General features: G+C 73.2%; 17 protein-coding genes. 10 read left to right on the top strand and 7 right to left on the bottom strand.

The annotated features are described in order from the left end of the window. A partial coding sequence (locus VKG64_05655) for an HD domain-containing phosphohydrolase (GenBank protein HKB24524.1) occupies positions 1-511 on the top strand: 511 nt, incomplete at its 5' end. Positions 512-664: 153 nt separating this feature from the next. On the opposite strand, the gene lexA is transcribed toward VKG64_05655, so the two are convergent. The 7 genes from lexA to VKG64_05620 form a co-directional block, all read right to left on the bottom strand. Continuing rightward, positions 665-1,306 (bottom strand): transcriptional repressor LexA, encoded by a 642-nt coding sequence (gene lexA / locus VKG64_05650; GenBank protein ID HKB24523.1) that lies wholly within the window; start codon positions 1,304-1,306, stop codon positions 665-667. Positions 1,307-1,373: 67 nt separating this feature from the next. Further along, the gene (gene tatB, locus VKG64_05645) at positions 1,374-1,832 is read right to left on the bottom strand and encodes a Sec-independent protein translocase protein TatB (protein HKB24522.1); all 459 of its coding nucleotides are present in this window, start codon (positions 1,830-1,832) and stop codon (positions 1,374-1,376) included. Positions 1,833-1,846: 14 nt separating this feature from the next. After that, positions 1,847-2,644: an HAD-IIA family hydrolase gene (locus tag VKG64_05640; protein HKB24521.1), complete on the bottom strand. Its 798-nt coding sequence runs from the start codon at positions 2,642-2,644 to the stop codon at positions 1,847-1,849. Positions 2,645-2,649: 5 nt separating this feature from the next. Next, complete coding sequence (gene glgA / locus VKG64_05635) at positions 2,650-3,831, bottom strand: glycogen synthase (protein HKB24520.1); 1,182 nt, start codon at positions 3,829-3,831, stop codon at positions 2,650-2,652. Next, on the bottom strand, positions 3,828-5,213 hold the full coding sequence (locus tag VKG64_05630) for a sigma-54 dependent transcriptional regulator (protein HKB24519.1): 1,386 nt from the start codon (positions 5,211-5,213) through the stop codon (positions 3,828-3,830). Before VKG64_05630 ends, glgA begins: the two co-directional genes overlap by 4 nt. Further along, entirely contained in the window at positions 5,206-6,519 is a 1,314-nt protein-coding gene (locus tag VKG64_05625; GenBank protein HKB24518.1) for an ATP-binding protein, read from the bottom strand. The genes VKG64_05630 and VKG64_05625 overlap by 8 nt, the downstream gene beginning before the upstream one ends. Positions 6,520-6,544: 25 nt before the next feature. Beyond that, complete coding sequence (locus VKG64_05620; GenBank protein HKB24517.1) at positions 6,545-7,135, bottom strand: VTT domain-containing protein; 591 nt, start codon at positions 7,133-7,135, stop codon at positions 6,545-6,547. A 170-nt stretch (positions 7,136-7,305) separates the two neighbouring features. On the opposite strand from VKG64_05620, the gene VKG64_05615 reads away from it, so the two are divergent. From VKG64_05615 to VKG64_05575, 9 genes are all read left to right on the top strand, one after another. Continuing rightward, the gene (locus tag VKG64_05615; protein HKB24516.1) at positions 7,306-7,659 is read left to right on the top strand and encodes an RNA-binding protein; all 354 of its coding nucleotides are present in this window, start codon (positions 7,306-7,308) and stop codon (positions 7,657-7,659) included. Between the two features lie 62 nt (positions 7,660-7,721). Beyond that, positions 7,722-8,810: a glycosyltransferase gene (locus tag VKG64_05610; GenBank protein HKB24515.1), complete on the top strand. Its 1,089-nt coding sequence runs from the start codon at positions 7,722-7,724 to the stop codon at positions 8,808-8,810. Positions 8,811-8,843: 33 nt separating this feature from the next. Further along, complete coding sequence (locus VKG64_05605) at positions 8,844-9,206, top strand: metalloregulator ArsR/SmtB family transcription factor (GenBank protein ID HKB24514.1); 363 nt, start codon at positions 8,844-8,846, stop codon at positions 9,204-9,206. 3 nt (positions 9,207-9,209) lie between these two features. Further along, positions 9,210-9,719: an NADH-quinone oxidoreductase subunit NuoB gene (nuoB, locus tag VKG64_05600; GenBank protein ID HKB24513.1), complete on the top strand. Its 510-nt coding sequence runs from the start codon at positions 9,210-9,212 to the stop codon at positions 9,717-9,719. Next, positions 9,719-11,629, top strand: coding sequence for a proton-conducting transporter membrane subunit (locus tag VKG64_05595; protein HKB24512.1), 1,911 nt, complete (start codon positions 9,719-9,721; stop codon positions 11,627-11,629). The genes nuoB and VKG64_05595 overlap by 1 nt, the downstream gene beginning before the upstream one ends. After that, complete coding sequence (locus tag VKG64_05590; GenBank protein HKB24511.1) at positions 11,626-12,567, top strand: NADH-quinone oxidoreductase subunit H; 942 nt, start codon at positions 11,626-11,628, stop codon at positions 12,565-12,567. Before VKG64_05595 ends, VKG64_05590 begins: the two co-directional genes overlap by 4 nt. Then, positions 12,564-13,205, top strand: a complete 642-nt coding sequence (locus tag VKG64_05585; protein HKB24510.1) for a hypothetical protein — start codon at positions 12,564-12,566, stop codon at positions 13,203-13,205. The genes VKG64_05590 and VKG64_05585 overlap by 4 nt, the downstream gene beginning before the upstream one ends. Continuing rightward, on the top strand, positions 13,202-14,626 hold the full coding sequence (locus VKG64_05580) for a proton-conducting transporter membrane subunit (GenBank protein ID HKB24509.1): 1,425 nt from the start codon (positions 13,202-13,204) through the stop codon (positions 14,624-14,626). The genes VKG64_05585 and VKG64_05580 overlap by 4 nt, the downstream gene beginning before the upstream one ends. Position 14,627: 1 nt before the next feature. Then, a partial coding sequence (locus VKG64_05575) for an NADH-quinone oxidoreductase subunit C (GenBank protein ID HKB24508.1) occupies positions 14,628-16,192 on the top strand: 1,565 nt, incomplete at its 3' end.

The raw sequence follows: 16,192 nt of genomic DNA, 5'->3' as shown, positions 1-16,192 counted from the left end.
CGAGCGGCTCGCGCTCCGGAGCTTCGAGGACCACCTGGGCAACCGCCACACGGTGATCACCCCCGACGAAGCCGCGATCCTCGCGATCCCCAAGGGCAGCCTCACGCCCGACGAGATCCAGCAGATCCAGTCTCACGTGGTCCACACCTACCAGTTCCTCGCCCAGATCCCGTGGACCAAGGAGTTCCGGCGGATTCCGGAGATCGCGCGCTCGCACCACGAGAAGCTCGACGGCTCGGGCTACCCGTACGGGGTGAAGGCGGACGAAATCCCGCTCCAGTCACGCATCATGACGATCGCCGACATCTACGACGCGCTCACCGCGGGCGACCGGCCCTACAAGGCGGCGGTGCCGGTCGAGGCGGCGCTCGACATCCTCGCCGCCGAGCGCCGGGCCGGCCGGATCGACGGCGGGCTCTTCGACCTCTTCCTGGGCGCGAAGGTGTACGAGCGCACCCACGTCCCCCCGCCTAACCCGCGAGAAGGAGACAGACGCCGGCCCAGCCAGTGAGCGCCGCGAGCGCCATGAGCGCGCGCGCCACCTCGAGGACGACTCGTCGACTCCCCACGTGTTGAGTGGTCGGCGCCAAAAAAAAGGCGCGGGTGCTCCGGCGATGGAGAAGCGTGTACGTGACGGCGTGGGAATGCATGGAAGCCTCCTGACTCAGAACCCGCGAAGCACTCCGATGACCTTGCCGAGGATCCTCACCTGGCGCGCGGCCGGGTCCACGACGATCGGCTTCATCGCCGCGTTCTCCGGCTTCAGCACGACGCGCTGGCCGTCGCGCAGGTAGCGCTTCACGGTGGCCTCGGCGTCGCCTCCCGCCTCGGACTCGAGCAGGGCGACGACGATGTCGTTGGGCTGGGCCGTGTCCTGACGGCGGACCAGGACGAGGTCGCCGTCCACGATGTGGGCGTCGATCATGCTCTGGCCGCGGACGCGGAGCGCGAACACGTCCTCGCCGCGGTCGGCGAGGGCCGACGCCGCGACCGGCAGCTCGCCCTCCCGGTTCTCCTCGGCGAGGAGCGGCGAGCCGGCGGCGATCCGGCCGAGGATCGGGACCGCGCGGTAGGCGCGCGGGCCCACCGGCTCCGTGAGCGTGAGGGCGCGCGAGGTGCGTCCGGCGCTCGGGCGCCGCTGGAGCGCGCCCTTGCGCTCGAGCGCGCGGAGATGGTCGAAGGCGGCGCGCGGCGTGACCTTGAAGCGGTGGGCGATCTCGCGCACGGTCGGCGGCGCCCCGTGGCGTGCCTGAAAGCCCCTCATGAACTCCAGGACCTCCCGCTGCTTCATCGTCAGCTCGCGCATGGCGGCCTCCCGTGGCTCTGGATGATACTCAACGCGTGTTGAGCTTGTCCAGGAAAAAAAGAGCCGGTCAGGAGGAGGGCTCCCAGGGCTCGCAGACCGGACACGCCACGCAGCCCTGGTCCCGCGCGTCCGCGACGTGCTTCCAGTACTGGCGCTCGGTCTCGGGGATCCGCTTCACCCAGGCGCAGTCGCTCTTGTGGAAGAGGCGCGAGCCCCGCTGGCTGCAGAACGGCTCGCCCGGCTCGGCGACCGCGACGGCGGCCGCCGTCTCGAGGGCGGGCGTGGCCTCGGTCTCCGACGGGAGCGCGGGCGCCGGCGTCTCGGCCGCGGGCGGCTGGATCACGGGGTCGAGATCGTGCACGTGCAGGTTCGTCTCGACCGTCTGCCGGAACTCGTCGCTCGCGCGCCTGAACTCGCGCATCGCGCGGCCGAACATGCGCCCGAGCTCGGGGAGCTTCGAGGGTCCGAAGACGAGCAGGGCGATGACGGCGATCAGGAGCATCTCCTGGAGGCCGACGTCGAACATGGCGACCTAGATTATCACGCGGCCGCGGGGCCGACGCCCGCGGCGGCGGCGAGCTCGGCGAACGAGCCGACGACGAGGTCGGCGGCGCCGGCGGGGCCGCCCGCGGGAGCGTAGAGCACCGTGCGCATGCCGACGGCGCGCGCGCCGGCGATGTCCGACGGCACGCTGTCGCCCACCATCGCCGCCGACGCCGGCGGCAGGCCCAGCCGTTCGAGCGCGATGCGGAAGAGCGGCGCCTCGGGCTTGCCGACGACGACGGGCCGGACGCCCGCGGCGACGGCGACCGCCTCGACGAGGGCGCCGCAGCCCGGGAGGAACTCGTCGCCCTCGAGCGGCAGGCGCGGGTCGACGTTGGGCGTGACGAGGGGCGCGCCCGCGGCGCAGGCGCGCGCGGCGGCGGTGAGCCGCTCGTACGTGAGGTCGAAGTCGTTGCCGACCGCGACGACCGTCGCCCGCCGGTAGTCCTTCACGAGGACGACCTCGTGACCGGCGCGCGCGATGACCCGCGCGAGCTCCTCGGCGCCGATCACGAGCACGCGCGAGGGGCCGTAGCGCCGCGCGATCACGTCCCCGATGATCTCGAGGGGCGTGAGCGCGTGCTCGGCGGCCGCGACGCCGAGCGCGCGGAGACGCCGGCGGATGTCCTCGCCGGTCGCGCGCGAGTTGTTGGTCACGAACGCGAGCCCGCGCCCCGCGCGGTGGAGCGCCGCGAGCGTCTCCCCCGCCCCGGGGTTCAGCGCGTCGCCGTTCCAGACGCAGCCGTCGAGGTCGAAGACGAAGCCGCCGACGCCGGCCAGCGCGGCCGCGGGCACCGGCGTCAGCCCTCGCCCGTCGAGCGCGCGAACTCCGCGATCGCGTCGGCGTAGACGCGCTCGGTCCGCTCGGCCACGCTCGCCCAGCTGAACTGCGCCTCGACCCTGCGGCGGCCGGCGCGCCCCATCGCCCGCGCGAGCGCTTCGTCCTCGAGCACGCGCCGGAGCGCCGCGGCGAGCTCGTCGGGACGGGACGGCGGCACCAGGAGGCCGGTCTTGCCGTCCTCGACGACCTCGACGATCCCGCCGACGGCGGACGCGACGACCGGCGTCTCGCACGCCATCGCCTCGAGGTTGATCAGGCCGAAGGGCTCGTACACCGAGGGGCACGCAAAGACGGCGGCGTGGCTGTAGAGCTGGACGACGGTCTCGACGGGCGCCATCTCGCCGATCCAGAGGACGTTCGGCTGCCGCGACACCGCGCGGCGCAGGCGCTCCTCGATCTCGGGCGTGTCCGGCGCCGAGGCGCAGAGGACGACCTGCACGCCCTTCGGCAGCCGGGGCGCCGCCTCGAGGAGGTGGAAGATCCCCTTCTGATCGGTGATCCGGCCGACGAAGAGGACGTAGGGCGGTCTGACGCCGAGGCGGTCCAGCGCGTCGCGCCGCTCGGTGCGCCGGAAGCGCTCGGGGTCGATCCCGTTGTGGATCACCACGACCTTCGCGGGATCGGCGTCGAAGTGCGCGAGGATGTCCTCGCGCATCCGGCTCGAGACCGCGATCACGCGGTCGGCGGCCTCCACCGCCGTCTTCTCGATCCAGCTCGAGAGCAGGTAGCCGCTGCCGAGCTGGTCGGCCTTCCACGGCCGGAGGGGCTCGAGGCTGTGGAGCGTCACGACGAGCGGGATCCGGTGGAGCGTGCGGATCCAGAGGCCCGCCATGTCCGCGTACCACGTGTGGGCGTGGGCGACGTCGGCGTCCACCGGGTCGCGCGCCATCGCGAGCCCGATCGAGAGGGTCTCGAGGGCGGGCGCGAAGCGCGGCCCGTCCGCCCCCGCCGCGAGGCGCGCCCAGGGCGCGTAGCCCCGGACCGTGACGCCCTCGGGCGCGGCGCCGGGCGCGCGCTCGCCGAAGCAGCGCACCTCGACGGGCATCCGCCGCGCCAGCGCGCGCGAGAGCTGGTCTGCGACCACGCCGGCCCCGCCGTAGACGTGCGGCGGGTACTCGCGCGTGAGGAGCAGCGCCTTCACGAGGCGGGGGCCTCGCCCACCTCGTCCGCGTCCTCGCGACGCTCGAGCTTGCGCGCCACCGTGCGCACGTCGATGCCGAGGAGCTTGGCCGCCTGCGTCTTGTTGCCCCCGGTGATGCGGAGTGTCTCGTCGAGCAGGCGCTGCTCGATCTCGCCGAGCGGGGTGCCGACCAGTTCCAGGATGGCGTCGCGCGGCGCGCGCTTCACGCCGACGATCTCCTCCGGCAGATCTTCGGCGTCGATCCGGTCCTTCCGCGCCAGCACGACGCTGCGCTCGACGAGGTTCTCGAGCTCGCGGACGTTGCCCGGCCACGCGTAGGCCTCGAGACGCTCGATGGCCTCGGCGCTGAACCCCTCGAGCTTCCGGCCGTTCTTCGCGGCGTAGATGCGCAGGAAGTGCTGGGCGAGGACGCGGACGTCCTCGTAGCGCTCGCGGAGCGGGGGCACGCGGACGGTGATGACATTGAGCCGATAGTAGAGGTCCTCGCGGAAGCGCTTGCCCTTTACCATCTGGATGAGGTCCTGGTTGGTCGCCGTGACGATCCGGACGTCCACGCGGAGCGAGCGCGTGCCGCCGAGCCGGTCGAACTCGCCCTCCTGCAGGACGCGCAGGATCTTCGGCTGGGTCACCGGCGAGAGGTCGGCGACCTCGTCGAGGAACAGCGTGCCGCCGTCGGCGAGCTCGAAGCGCCCCTCCTTGCGCCCCGCCGCGCCGGTGAATGCGCCCTTCTCGTACCCGAAGAGCTCGGACTCGAGCAGCGTCTCCGGCAACGCGGCGCAGTTCACCGCCACGAACGGGCCCTTCCGCCGCGCCGAGCGCTCGTGGATCGCGCGGGCCACGAGCTCCTTGCCCGTGCCGCTCTCGCCCTGGAGCAGGACCGTCGCCGAGCTGTCGGCGACCTGCTCGACGACCGTCATCATCCGGCGGAACGCGGGGCTCGAGCCGATGACCACGCCCTGCTGGAGCAGGTCGTCGAGCCGCTGCTGGAGGGCGCGGTTCTGCTGGATCAGCTCGCGGCGCTCGAGCGCCTGGCGGATGAGGCGGAGCACCTGGGCGCGCCGGAAGGGCTTGGTGAGGAAGTCGTAGGCGCCCTCTTTCATCGCCTTCACGGCCTCCTCGACGGTCCCGAACGCGGTGAGGAGGATCACGTCCACGTCGGGGGCGATCGCCTTGGCCGCGCGCAGCACCTCGATGCCGGTGAGCCCCGGCATCTTGAGGTCGGTGAGGACGAGGTCGATCCCGCCCCCCTGCAGACGCTCGAGCGCGGCGTTGCCGTCGGAGGCGAGGAGGACCTTGTAGCCCTCGCGCGTCAGCGTCCGCTCGAGGCTCTCGCGGAGCCCGGGGTCGTCGTCGGCCACCAGCAGCGTCGCGGGCTCAGGCATCCACGTCCCTCGTCGCCGGCACGCGCTTGATCGGCAGGCGGATCGTGAAGGTCGCGCCCCGCCCCGGCCGGTTCGCCCAGCGGATCTCGCCGCCGTGCTCCTCGACGATCTGGCGCGCGATCGAGAGACCGAGGCCCGTACCCTGGGGCTTGGTCGTGAAGAACTGCTCGAAGAGCCGCGCACCGACGGCGTCCGGGATGCCCGAGCCCGTGTCCGACACCGCGATCTCGGTGGCGTCGCCGGCGAAGTGGCTCGCGATCGTCAGCTCGCCGCCGCTCGAGAGCGCCTCGAGCCCGTTCTTCACGAGGTTCAGGATCGCTTGGCGCATGAGCCCGCGGTCGATCTCCGTCATGGGCACGTCCGGGTCAATCTCCACGCGCACGGCGAGTCCCTGCCTGCTCCAGACCGGGCGGACGAAGTCGGCGAGCTCCTGGACGAGCTGGTTCACCGACTCTTCCTCGAAGTTCGGCTTCGGGAACCGCGCGAAGGCCAGGTACTCCTCGGTGATCGCGTCGAGCGTGTTGACCTGGTCGCGGATCGCCCGCACGAGCCCCGTCGCGTCCTCCATGTCCTGGCCGGCGCGCCCGCGCACGATGTCGTCGAGCATCTCGGCGTTCAGCTCGATCGCGCTGATGGGGTTGCGCACCTCGTGGGCGACCTTGAGCGAGACGCGGCCCACGGTCGCCATCCGCTCGGCGACGAGCAGCTCCTGCTGCGCCGTCTGGAGCCGCGAGAGCGTCCCCGTGAGCTCGACGTTGAGCCGCTCGACCTCGGTACGCGCCCGGCGCTCGCGATCCGCCACGTGCCCCAGGGCGTACGCGGGCAGCCCGACGAGCCCCATCAGGAATACCACCGCCGTCCACGCGGCGTTGGGCGGCGCGAGCCACGCCGCCGTCCAGTAGAGCAGGCCGGCGACCGCGGCGAGCAGCAAGCCGACCCACCTCCCGAAGTAGTAGGCGTTGACGGCGACCAGCGGGTAGAAGAGGTTGACGAAGAGGCTGTCGCCGCCGCCGGTGAGGGAGAGGAGCACGAAGACCACCGCGAGGTCGATCGCGAGAGCGCCCACGAAGATCGCGGCCGTCGCGCGCGGCTTCACGGTCACGAGGGCGAAGATGCACACCTTGTAGGCGGCGAACCAGAAGACGAGGTTGAAGAGGTCGATCCGGTGACGTGGCCGCAGGGGGACGACGCCGAGGGTGGCGAGGCCGCCCACCATCACGACGGCGAGGAGGACCGCGAAGACCCGCTCGTCGCCCTCGAGCAGCCGAAAGATCGCGTGCCAGGGCTTCCGTTCGCCTGACGTCACGCCAGTCTCCACGCCGACTATAGCATTACGCGCGCCGCGCCTTGCGGTACGCCCGGAGCGCGAGCCACACGGCGACGGTGAGGACGGCGACGAGCGCCGCCCAGCGCTCGACGCGGTGGACGTCGGCGAGCACGCTCTCCACCCGGTCGGCGAACGCGAAGGCCAGGGCGAAGCCCGCGGGAAGGCCGAGGCAGGCGGCGGCCGCGTCCGCCGCGAGGAACTTCCAGAACGGGACCCGCGCGATGCCGGCCGTGAGGAACGCCGCCGCCCGGAGCCCCATCACGTGGCGGGCGCCGAAGACGATCTTCGCGCCGTGCTCGCGGTACGCCACGAGCAGACGCGCCGCGCGCGCCGCGGGGAGGATGCGGCGGACGGGCCGCCAGTCGAGCACCCGCTCGCCCCAGTGGTGGCCGGTCCAGTAGAGGACGGCGTCGCCGGCGAGGGCGCCCACGAGGCACACGGGCAGCGCGAGCCACCACCTGAAAATCCCGGCGCGTGAGAGAACACCGGCCGCGACGACCGGCACCTCCTCGGGCACCGGCAGGCCGAGGCCGGCGCCCAGGAGAACCAGGAAGAGCCCGACATATTGGAAATGCCGGATGAGGAAATCGACCACGCGCACCTCGGCAAGATTCGGCCCGCGGCTCTTGCCAACAAGTGTATACTCCACCTGTCTGGTGCGGTCGTCGGTTCGCCGGGAACCTTCCTCCCCGCCAGGCCGCGTCCCCGACCTCCTTCCGAGCTCAGGGCCGTGCAAAGCGTCGGAAGGCACAAGGAGCTCCTTCCATGGCGGTCAAGCTCTTCGTCGGCGGCCTCTCCTTCTCCACTTCCAACGAGCGCTTGCGCGAGGCGTTCGCGGCGTGCGGCACGGTCGAGTCCGCGAGCGTCGTGACGGACCGGGACACCGGCCGCTCGCGCGGCTTCGGGTTCGTCGAAATGGCGACGCCCGAGGAAGCCGAGAGCGCCATCAGCAAGCTGAACGGCACGAGCTTCGACGGCCGCACCATCCAGGTCGAGAAGGCGAAGGCGCCGGGCAGCGGCGGCGGTGGCCGGGGCGGCGGCGGTGGCCGTGGGGGCTTCGGCGGTGGCGGCGGCGGCGGTGGCGGCGGCCGCGGCGGCTCCCGCGGCGGCCGCTGGTAGCCCCCGAGCCCCCCAACACCCGCTTCTTTTCCTCTGAGCGTCGGCGGCGGTAGTCTGTCGCCATGCCGACGATCCTCCACACCGAGGCGTCGCGCGGGCTCGGCGGCCAGGAGCTCCGGATCCTCGCCGAGTCGCGCTGGCTCCTCGACCACGGCTGGGGAGCGCTCGTCGCCTGCCAGCCCGCGAGCCCCCTCCTCGCCGAGGCCGAGGCCGCCGGGATCCCGACGGTCCCGGTCCGGATGCGCGGCATCCACGACCTGGGCGCGCTGCTGACCCTGCGCCGGCTCATGCACGCGCGCGCGGTGGGCCTCGTCCACACCCATAGCTCCGTGGACAGCTGGCTCGGCGGCCTCGCCGCGCGGTCGCTCGGGCTCGCCGTGGTGCGCAGCCGTCACGTGTCCATCCGGATCCTGTCCCGCCGTGCGCTCGTGTATCGCCTGGCCCACCGCGTGGTCACGAGCGGCGAGGCCGTGCGCGCCATCGTCGTCGGCGCGGGCGTGCCGGCCGCGCGCGTGGTCTCGATCCCGCCCGGCGTGGACACGCGGCGCTTTCATCCCGGCGTCTCCGGCAAGACGGTGCGCGACGAGCTCGGTCTCACGGCCGGCCGGCCGCTGGTCGGCCTCGTCGCCAATATCCGAGGGTCCAAGGGCCACAACGTCTTTCTCGAGGCCGCGCGCGAAGTCCTCCGCGCGCGCCCGGACGCGCGCTTCCTCATCGTCGGGGACGGCGTGGGCCACGGCGAGGTGCGCCGGCGGGCCGGCGACATGGGGCTCGAGGCGGCGGTGACCCTGACGGGGTTCCGCCGCGACATCCCCGAGATCATGGCCGCGCTCGACGTCCTCGTGCTCCCGTCGATCCGCTCGGAGGCCACCTCGCAGGTGATCCCGCAGGCCTTCGCGGTCGGCACGCCCGTCGTCGCGTCCACGGTCGGCGGCAGCCCGGAGCTCGTCCGCGACGGCGAGACGGGGCGCCTCGTGCCGCCGGGCGACCCCCGTGCCCTCGCGGCGGCGATCCTCGACCTCGTCAACGACCCGGCGCGGGCCGAGGCGTTCGGCCGCGCGGGCGCGCGGCTCGTGAGCGCCCGCTACTCGATCGACGCGTCCATGGAGCTCACCACGGGCGTGTACCGCGAGCTGCTCGGGACGAATTGACTATATAGGCATATCGAGATATAAGAAGTTCCCGTGGCCCAGGCCCTCGCGTCCACGGAGCTGCAGGCGTTCAAGGCGGACTTCTTCAAGGCGATCGCCCACCCGCTCCGCATCCGGATCCTCGAGTTCCTGCGCGCGCGCGAGCGGAGCGTCCAGGAGCTCCAGGCCGCGCTCGGCCTCGACCAGCCCACCGTCTCCTCGCAGCTCGCGGTCCTGCGGCGCGCGAACGTCGTCGGCGCGCGGAAGGAGGGCACGACGGTGCGCTACGCGCTCCGCGACCCGCTGGTCGGCGACCTGCTCGACGTCGCGCGCCGGATCTTCGATAACCACCTCGTCAGCACCCAGGGCATGCTTCGCGCGCTCCGCGAGGAGGCCCGCCCGCCGCGGCGGCGCTGACCCGTGTTCCGCCAGCTCCAGGCCGCCCTCCGCGCCGGGATCGTCACCGAGCCCGTCCGGCACGACGCCGACGTCGAGCGGGTCGGCGCCCGGCTCGCGGACGCGGTCCGCCGCGTCTTCGGCCGCTCGCTCGGGATCCGCGAGGTGGACGCCGGATCGTGCAATGCCTGCGAGCTCGAGATCGCGGCGCTCACCGGGCCCCACTACGACCTCGAGCGCTTCGGCCTCCACGTCGTCGCCTCGCCGCGTCACGCCGACTGCCTGCTCGTGACGGGCCCCGTGACGCGGAACATGGCCGAGGCGCTCCGCCGGACGTGGGAGGCCACGCCCGACCCGAAGCTGGTCGTCGCCGTCGGCGACTGTGCCCGCGACGGCGGGATCTTCCGCGGCTCGTACGCGATCGTGGGCGGTGTGGGCGACGTCGTGCCCGTGGACGCCGTCATCCCGGGCTGCCCGCCGTCACCGGCGGCGATCCTCGCAGGGCTCCTCGACGTGCTCGGCCGCCGCCGCTGATGGCCGCGCTCGGGTTCCTCTGCGCGACCGCGGTCGGCGTCGTGGCGATCGCGGCGGGCCTCGCCGGCGTGTTCGGTCGCGCGTGGACGCTCTCCGTGCCGTGGCTCGTGCCCCTCGGTGGCCTCGAGCTGGCGCTGGACCCGCTCGGCGGCTTCTTCCTCGCCCTCGTCGGCGTCGCCACCATCCCCGCGTCGATCTACGCCATCGGCTACGCCGGAGGCGAGCGCCGCGGGGTCCTGGCCTATGTCGGCTTCGTCCTGGCGATGTGCGTCGTCCCGCTCGCGGCGAATCTCATGTCGTTCGCGATCGCGTGGGAGCTCATGTCGCTCGCCTGCTACTTCCTCGTACTCCACGACCCGCGCGAGCCGGGCGCGGTGCGGGCCGCGTGGGTGTATGCGGTCATGACCCACGCCGGGCTCGTCTGCCTGCTCGCGGGCATGCTGCTGCTCGGCGCGGCCACGGGGAGCTGGCGCTTCGCCGACTGGCACGCAGCCGCGCCGGGCCTCACGGCCCTCCGGCGCGACGCCGTCTTCGTGCTCCTCGCCGCGGGCTTCCTCGGCAAGGCCGGCGTGATCCCGCTCCACGTCTGGCTCCCCCTCGCGCACCCGGCCGCGCCCAGTCACGTCTCGGCGCTGATGTCGGGCGTCATGATCAAGCTCGGCGTCTACGGGCTGCTGCGCGCCGGCTTCGACTGGCTCGGCGCCGGGCCGGTTTGGTGGGGCGTCGCGGTCCTGCTCCTGGGCGCGACGTCGTCCGTGATCGGGGTCCTCTACGCGCTCGTGGACCACGACCTCAAGCGCCTGCTCGCGTTCCACAGCATCGAGAACATCGGGATCATCCTGATCGGCGTCGGCGCGGCGATGATCTACCGGCCGGCCGGGCTCGAGGCGCTCGCGCTCCTGGCGCTCGCCGCCGGCCTCTACCACACGCTGAACCACGCCGCGTTCAAGGCGCTCCTCTTCCTCGGCGCCGGCGCGGTCGTGCACGGCACCGGCACGCGCAACATGGAGGAGCTGGGCGGGCTCATCAAGCGCATGCCCTGGACGGCCGCGTGCTTCCTCGCGGGCTCGGCGGCGATCGCGGCCCTCCCGCCCTTCAACGGCTTCGTGAGCGAGTGGCTCACGTTCATGGCCCTGCTCCAGAACACGCGCCTCGCGGAGCCCGCGCTGAACCTCGTCTTCGCGCTCGGGATCGCCGGGCTCGCGCTCACGAGCGGCCTGGCGATGGCCTGCTTCGTGAAGGCGTTCGGGATCTCGTTCCTCGCGCTCCCCCGGAGCGAGGCCGCGGCGCGCGCCCACGAGGCGCCGAGCTCGATGCGCGCGGCGATGGTCGCGCTCGCCGTCCTCTGCCTCGGGCTGGGCCTCGCCCCGACGCTCGTGGTGCCGGTGCTCCTCGGGGTGGCGCGCGGGCTGACGGGCGCCACGGCGCCGGTCGAGGTCGTCGACGGGCTCACCCTGAGCGTCTCCGGCGACTTCGGCAGCCTCTCGACGCTCGTGCTCGCCGTCGCGCTCGCCGGGGGGCTCATGCTCCCGCTCGTCGCGCTGCGGCTCGCCGGCGCCTCGCGCCGCGTGCGCCGCGCCGAGACCTGGGGCTGCGGGCGCGTGCTCCAGACCTCGCGCATGGAGTACACGGCCACGGCCTTCTCGAACCCGTTCAAGCGCGTCTTCGACTTCTTCTACCGGCCCGCGAAGCGGCTCGCGATCGAGTTCCATCCCGAGTCGCGCCTCTTCGTCGAGCGGATCGAGTACGAGAACCCGACGCGCTCGATCTTCGAGGACTGGCTCTACCGGCCCGTGCTCGGCACGCTCTCCGCCGTCGCGCGCCGCGCGCGGGCGATCCAGTCGGGCAGCACCAACGTCTACCTCGCGTACATCCTCGCGATGCTCCTCGTCCTGCTGGTGCTCGCGTGATCGCCGGCCTTGCCACCGCGCTCGCCCAGGTCCTCGTCGTCGGCCTCGGCGCGCCGCTGCTCGTGGGGGTCCTCCGCACGCTGAAGGCGCGGCTGGTCGGACGCCGCGGGCCCGCGCCGTGGCAGCCGTACGCCGATCTCCGGAAGCTGCTCGTCAAGGACGCGGTCGTCTCGACGACGACGTCGTGGATCTTCCGCGTAACGCCCTACGTGCTGGTCGCGACCATGCTGGTCGCGGCGGTGATCGTCCCGGTCCTCGCCTCGCGGACGGGCCTGCCGTTCGCCGGGATCATTCTCTTGATGTACCTCTTCATGCTCGGAACGTTCTTCCTCGCGCTCGCCGGACTCGACTCGGGGAGCGCCTTCGGCGGGATGGGATCGAGCCGCGGGGTGGCGGTCGCGGCGCTCGCCGAGCCGACCGTGATCCTGGCGGTCTTCGCCCTCGCCCTGCGCGCGGAGACGACCAACCTCGGCGGCATCGTCGAGCGGTTCGCGAGCGAGCCCCGGCTCGCGCTCGACCCTGCCCACCTGCTCGCGTTCGCCGCGTTCTTCATCGTCATGCTCGCGGAGACGGGTCGCCTGCCCGTGGATAACCCGGCCACGCATCTCGAGCTCACGATGATCCACGGGGCGATGGTGCTCGAGTACTCGGGGCGCCACCTGGCGCTGGTCGAGTGGGCGGCGGCGATGAAGCTCTTCGTCTTCCTCGCCCTCCTCGCCAACCTCTTCTTCCCGTGGGGCGTCTCGAGCCTCGTCGAGCCGGTGCCGGTCCTGCTCGGGCTCCTGGCGCTCGCGGGCAAGCTCGCGGTCCTGACGGCGGCCCTCGCGGTGCTCGAGACGCTCATGGCGAAGCTCCGGCTCTTCCGCGTGCCCGAGCTCCTCGCCGGCTCGTTCGCGCTGGCGCTCCTCTCCGTGACGGCGGTCTTCCTCGTCCGATGACGACCGCGTCGAACCTCCTCGCGTTCGTCGGGCTCGTCGTGGCGCTCGCGATCGTCTGGCGGCAGAGCTGGCCCGGCCGGCTCCGCCTCTTCACGATCCAGTCGCTCGTCCTCGCCGCGCTCGCCGGGGCCCTCGGCGTGCTCGCGGGGCGGCCACGGCTCCTGCTCCTCGCCCTCGTCTTCATCGTCGTCAAGGCCTGGGCGATCCCGCGCGTGCTCCGGCGCATCGGCGCGGGCATGCCCGTACGCCCCGTGACGCCGGGCCGGTCGTCGGGCATCGCCCTCCTCGTCGCGGGGGCGCTCGTCGTGGTCGCCTACGTCGTCATGCTGCCGGTCAAGGCCGCGACGGAGCTGCCCACCGAGGGCGCGATCCCGCTCGCCTTCGCGATGGCGCTGATCGGCCTGTTCCTCTGCGTGACCGGCCGCGACGCGCTCGGCCACATCCTCGGCTTCCTCGTCTTCGAGAACGGGGTCTTCGGCCTGGCGCTGCTCGCCACCTACGGGCTGCCCGGCATCGTCGAGGCGGGCGTGTTCCTCGACGTGCTGGTCATCGTGCTCATCATGGAGGCGGTCGTCGGCGAGGTCCGCCGCGAGCACGAGTCGATCGAGGAGCGCCGGCTCCGGGAGCTGCGCGGATGACGCTCGTCCTGCTCCTCGCGGCGCCGCTGGCCGGCGCGCTCGTCCTGACGCGCGCGCGCGGCCGTCCGGCGACGGCCGTCCACGCCGCCACCTCGACGCTGACGCTCGTCGCGGCGCTCGCCGTTGCGGGGACGGTCTACCGCGGGCGCGACCTCACGGCGCTCGGCGGCGTCCTCCGCGCCGACGCCCTCTCGGCGTGGATGGCCGTGCTCATCGGCTTGGTCGCCGCGCTGGCGGCGGTCGAGGCACCGCGGTACGCCTCGGGGCGCTTCTACCTCCTCTTCCACCTCTTCGTCTTCACCATGCTGCTCGCCGTCGCCACCGACGACGTGGGACTCATGTGGGTCGCGGTCGAGGGGACGACGCTCGCGTCGGTCTTCCTCGTGAACTTCGAGCGCACGCGCGCGTCGCTCGAGGCGTCGTACAAGTACCTGCTCATCTGCTCGGTCGGGATCGCGATCGCGTTCCTCGGCACGGTGCTCGTGTACTTCGCCGACGTCCAGCTCTTCGGCGACGAGGCCTACGCCCTCCGCTGGACGACGCTGCTGCGCCTGGCGCCCGGCCTCCCGCCGCGGGTCCTCCAGCTCGCGTTCGTCTTCCTCGTCGTGGGCTACGGGACGAAAGCGGGGCTCGCCCCGATGCACACCTGGCTGCCCGACGCCCACAGCGAGGCGCCCGCGCCGGTGAGCGCGCTGATGTCGGGCGTCCTGCTGAGCGTCGGGATCTACGCGATCCTCCGCTTCAAGCCGATCGTCGACCTCGCCGCGGGTCGGGGCTTCACGGGCCGCATCCTCCTGGCCTTCGGCCTCCTCTCGATGGCGGTCGCCGCGCTCTTCCTCTGGACGGCGCAGAACTTCAAGCGGATGCTCGCCTACTCGAGCGTCGAGCACCTCGGCATCGTCTGCGCGGGGCTCGCGTTCGGCGGCGCGTGGGGCGTGACCGGCGCGCTCCTCCACGTCGCGAACCACGCGCTCGCGAAGTCCACGCTCTTCCTCCTCGCCGGGCGGATCCGCGCCGCCTACGACTCCGCGGAGATCGCGGCCGTGCGCGGGCTCGCGCGCGGGCTGCCGCGGACGGCCGCCGGCTTCCTCGCGGCCATGCTCGCCCTCCTCGGGCTGCCGCCCTTCGGCCTGTTCACGAGCGAGGTGCTGATCTTCGGCGCGGGCTTCCGCGAGGGACCCGTCTGGGCCGCGGTGCTCGGGCTCGTCCTGCTAGTCGTCGCGTTTGCGGGGCTCCTGCGCGCCACCAACGCGATGCTCTACGGCGCCCCGGCCGGGGCGCCGCCGCGCGCCGGTGAGGCCGGCGTCTGGCTGGCGCTCCCCGTCACGCTCGCGCTGCTGCTCCTCGTCGTCACCGGCATCGCGTGGCCGCCCGGGCTCGGCGATGCGCTCGGACGGGCCGCGGCCATCGTGACGCGCTGAGATGGCGCCCCTCACGCTCGAGATCCTCGCGCGCGCCCTGGGCGAGGCGGGCGCGGGCGGCGTCGCCGTGCGGGACGGGTCCACCGTCGAGGGCCGGCTCGCGGCCGGGGAGCTCCACGCGCTGGCCGACCGGCTCTCGGCGCTCGGCGCCGAGTGCCAGTTCCTGGCCGCGGCCGACACCCGCGACCGGAGCGGCGACTTCACGCTCGCGTACGGGTTCGCGCCGCCCGCGCTCCGGCCCCGCGCGCTCGTCCTCGTCCCGGTGGACCCGGCCGTCCCGAGCTTCCCGTCGCTCGCGACGCGCTCGTTCGCGGCGAGCCGGTTCGAGCGCGAGATCCACGACCTCTTCGGCCTCACGCCGCTCGGCCACCCCGACCCGCGCCGCCTCGCGCTCCACCAGTTCTGGCCCGAGGCCTATCATCCGCTGCGCCGCGACACGGCGCCGCGCGACGACTTCGCCGACGCGGGGCAGCCGTTCCCGTTCCGCCACGTCGAGGGCGAGGGCATCTTCGAGATCACCGTCGGGCCCGTGCACGCGGGCATCATCGAGCCCGGCCACTTCCGCTTCAGCGTCGAGGGCGAGACCATCGTGAATCTCGAGACGCGCCTCGGCTTCGTCCACAAGGGCACCGAGAAGCTCTTCGAGACGCTGCCGTTCGCCCGCACGCCCGAGCTCGCCGAGCGCGTCTCGGGCGACACGAGCGCCGGCCACGCGCTCGCCTACTGCCAGGCGCTCGAGGCGCTCGCGGGCTGCGACGTCCCGCCGCGCGCCCGCTGGCTCCGCGTCGTCCTCCTCGAGCTCGAGCGCCTCTACAACCACGTCGCCGACGTCGGCATGATCGTCAACGACACCGGCTTCGCCTTCGGCCACGCGCACTGCTTCCGGATCCGCGAGGAGCTCTGCCGGCTGAACGCGCGCGTGGCGGGCCACCGCCTGCTCCGCGGCGCCGTCGTGCCAGGCGGGGTCGCCGGCCCGATCGCGCACGCCCCGCTCGGCGAGCTCGCCGCCGTCGTCGAGGCGCGCGTCGTCGAGTTCGAGGAGATCGCGCGTCTCTCGCTCGACAACACGATGGTGCTCGAGCGCCTGCAGGGCACGGGGCGGCTGACGGAGCGGACGGCGCGCGAGCTGCAGGTCGTCGGCCTCGTGGGGCGCGCGAGCGGGATCGACGCCGACTGCCGGCGTGACGCGCCGTTCGCCGCGTACGGGGAGCTCGACGTGCGGGTGGCCGTCTACACGACGGGCGACGTCTGGGCGCGCACGATGGTGCGCCTCGAGGAGGCGCGCGAGGCGGCACGGCTGATCCGCGCCGCGGCGGGCCGCACCCCGCACGGGCCCGCGCGCGTGCCGCTGCCACCGCTGGCCGCGGGGGGCCACGCGCTCGGCCTGGTCGAGGCGTGGCGCGGACCGGTCTGGCACTGGGTCGTCGCCGACGGGCCCGCGACGCTCCGGCGGGTGAAGATCGTGGATCCGTCGTTCAGGAACTGGCCGGCGCTCGAGTACGCGGTGCTGAAGAACATCGTTCCCGATTTCCCGCTCTGCAACAAGAGCTTCAACCTCTCGTACTC

This window comes from Candidatus Methylomirabilota bacterium, assembly GCA_035260325.1.
Classification (GTDB): domain Bacteria; phylum Methylomirabilota; class Methylomirabilia; order Rokubacteriales; family CSP1-6; genus AR19.
The sequence above is the reverse complement of the archived record's forward strand: the minus strand, read 5'-3'. Positions and strand labels throughout refer to the sequence as shown.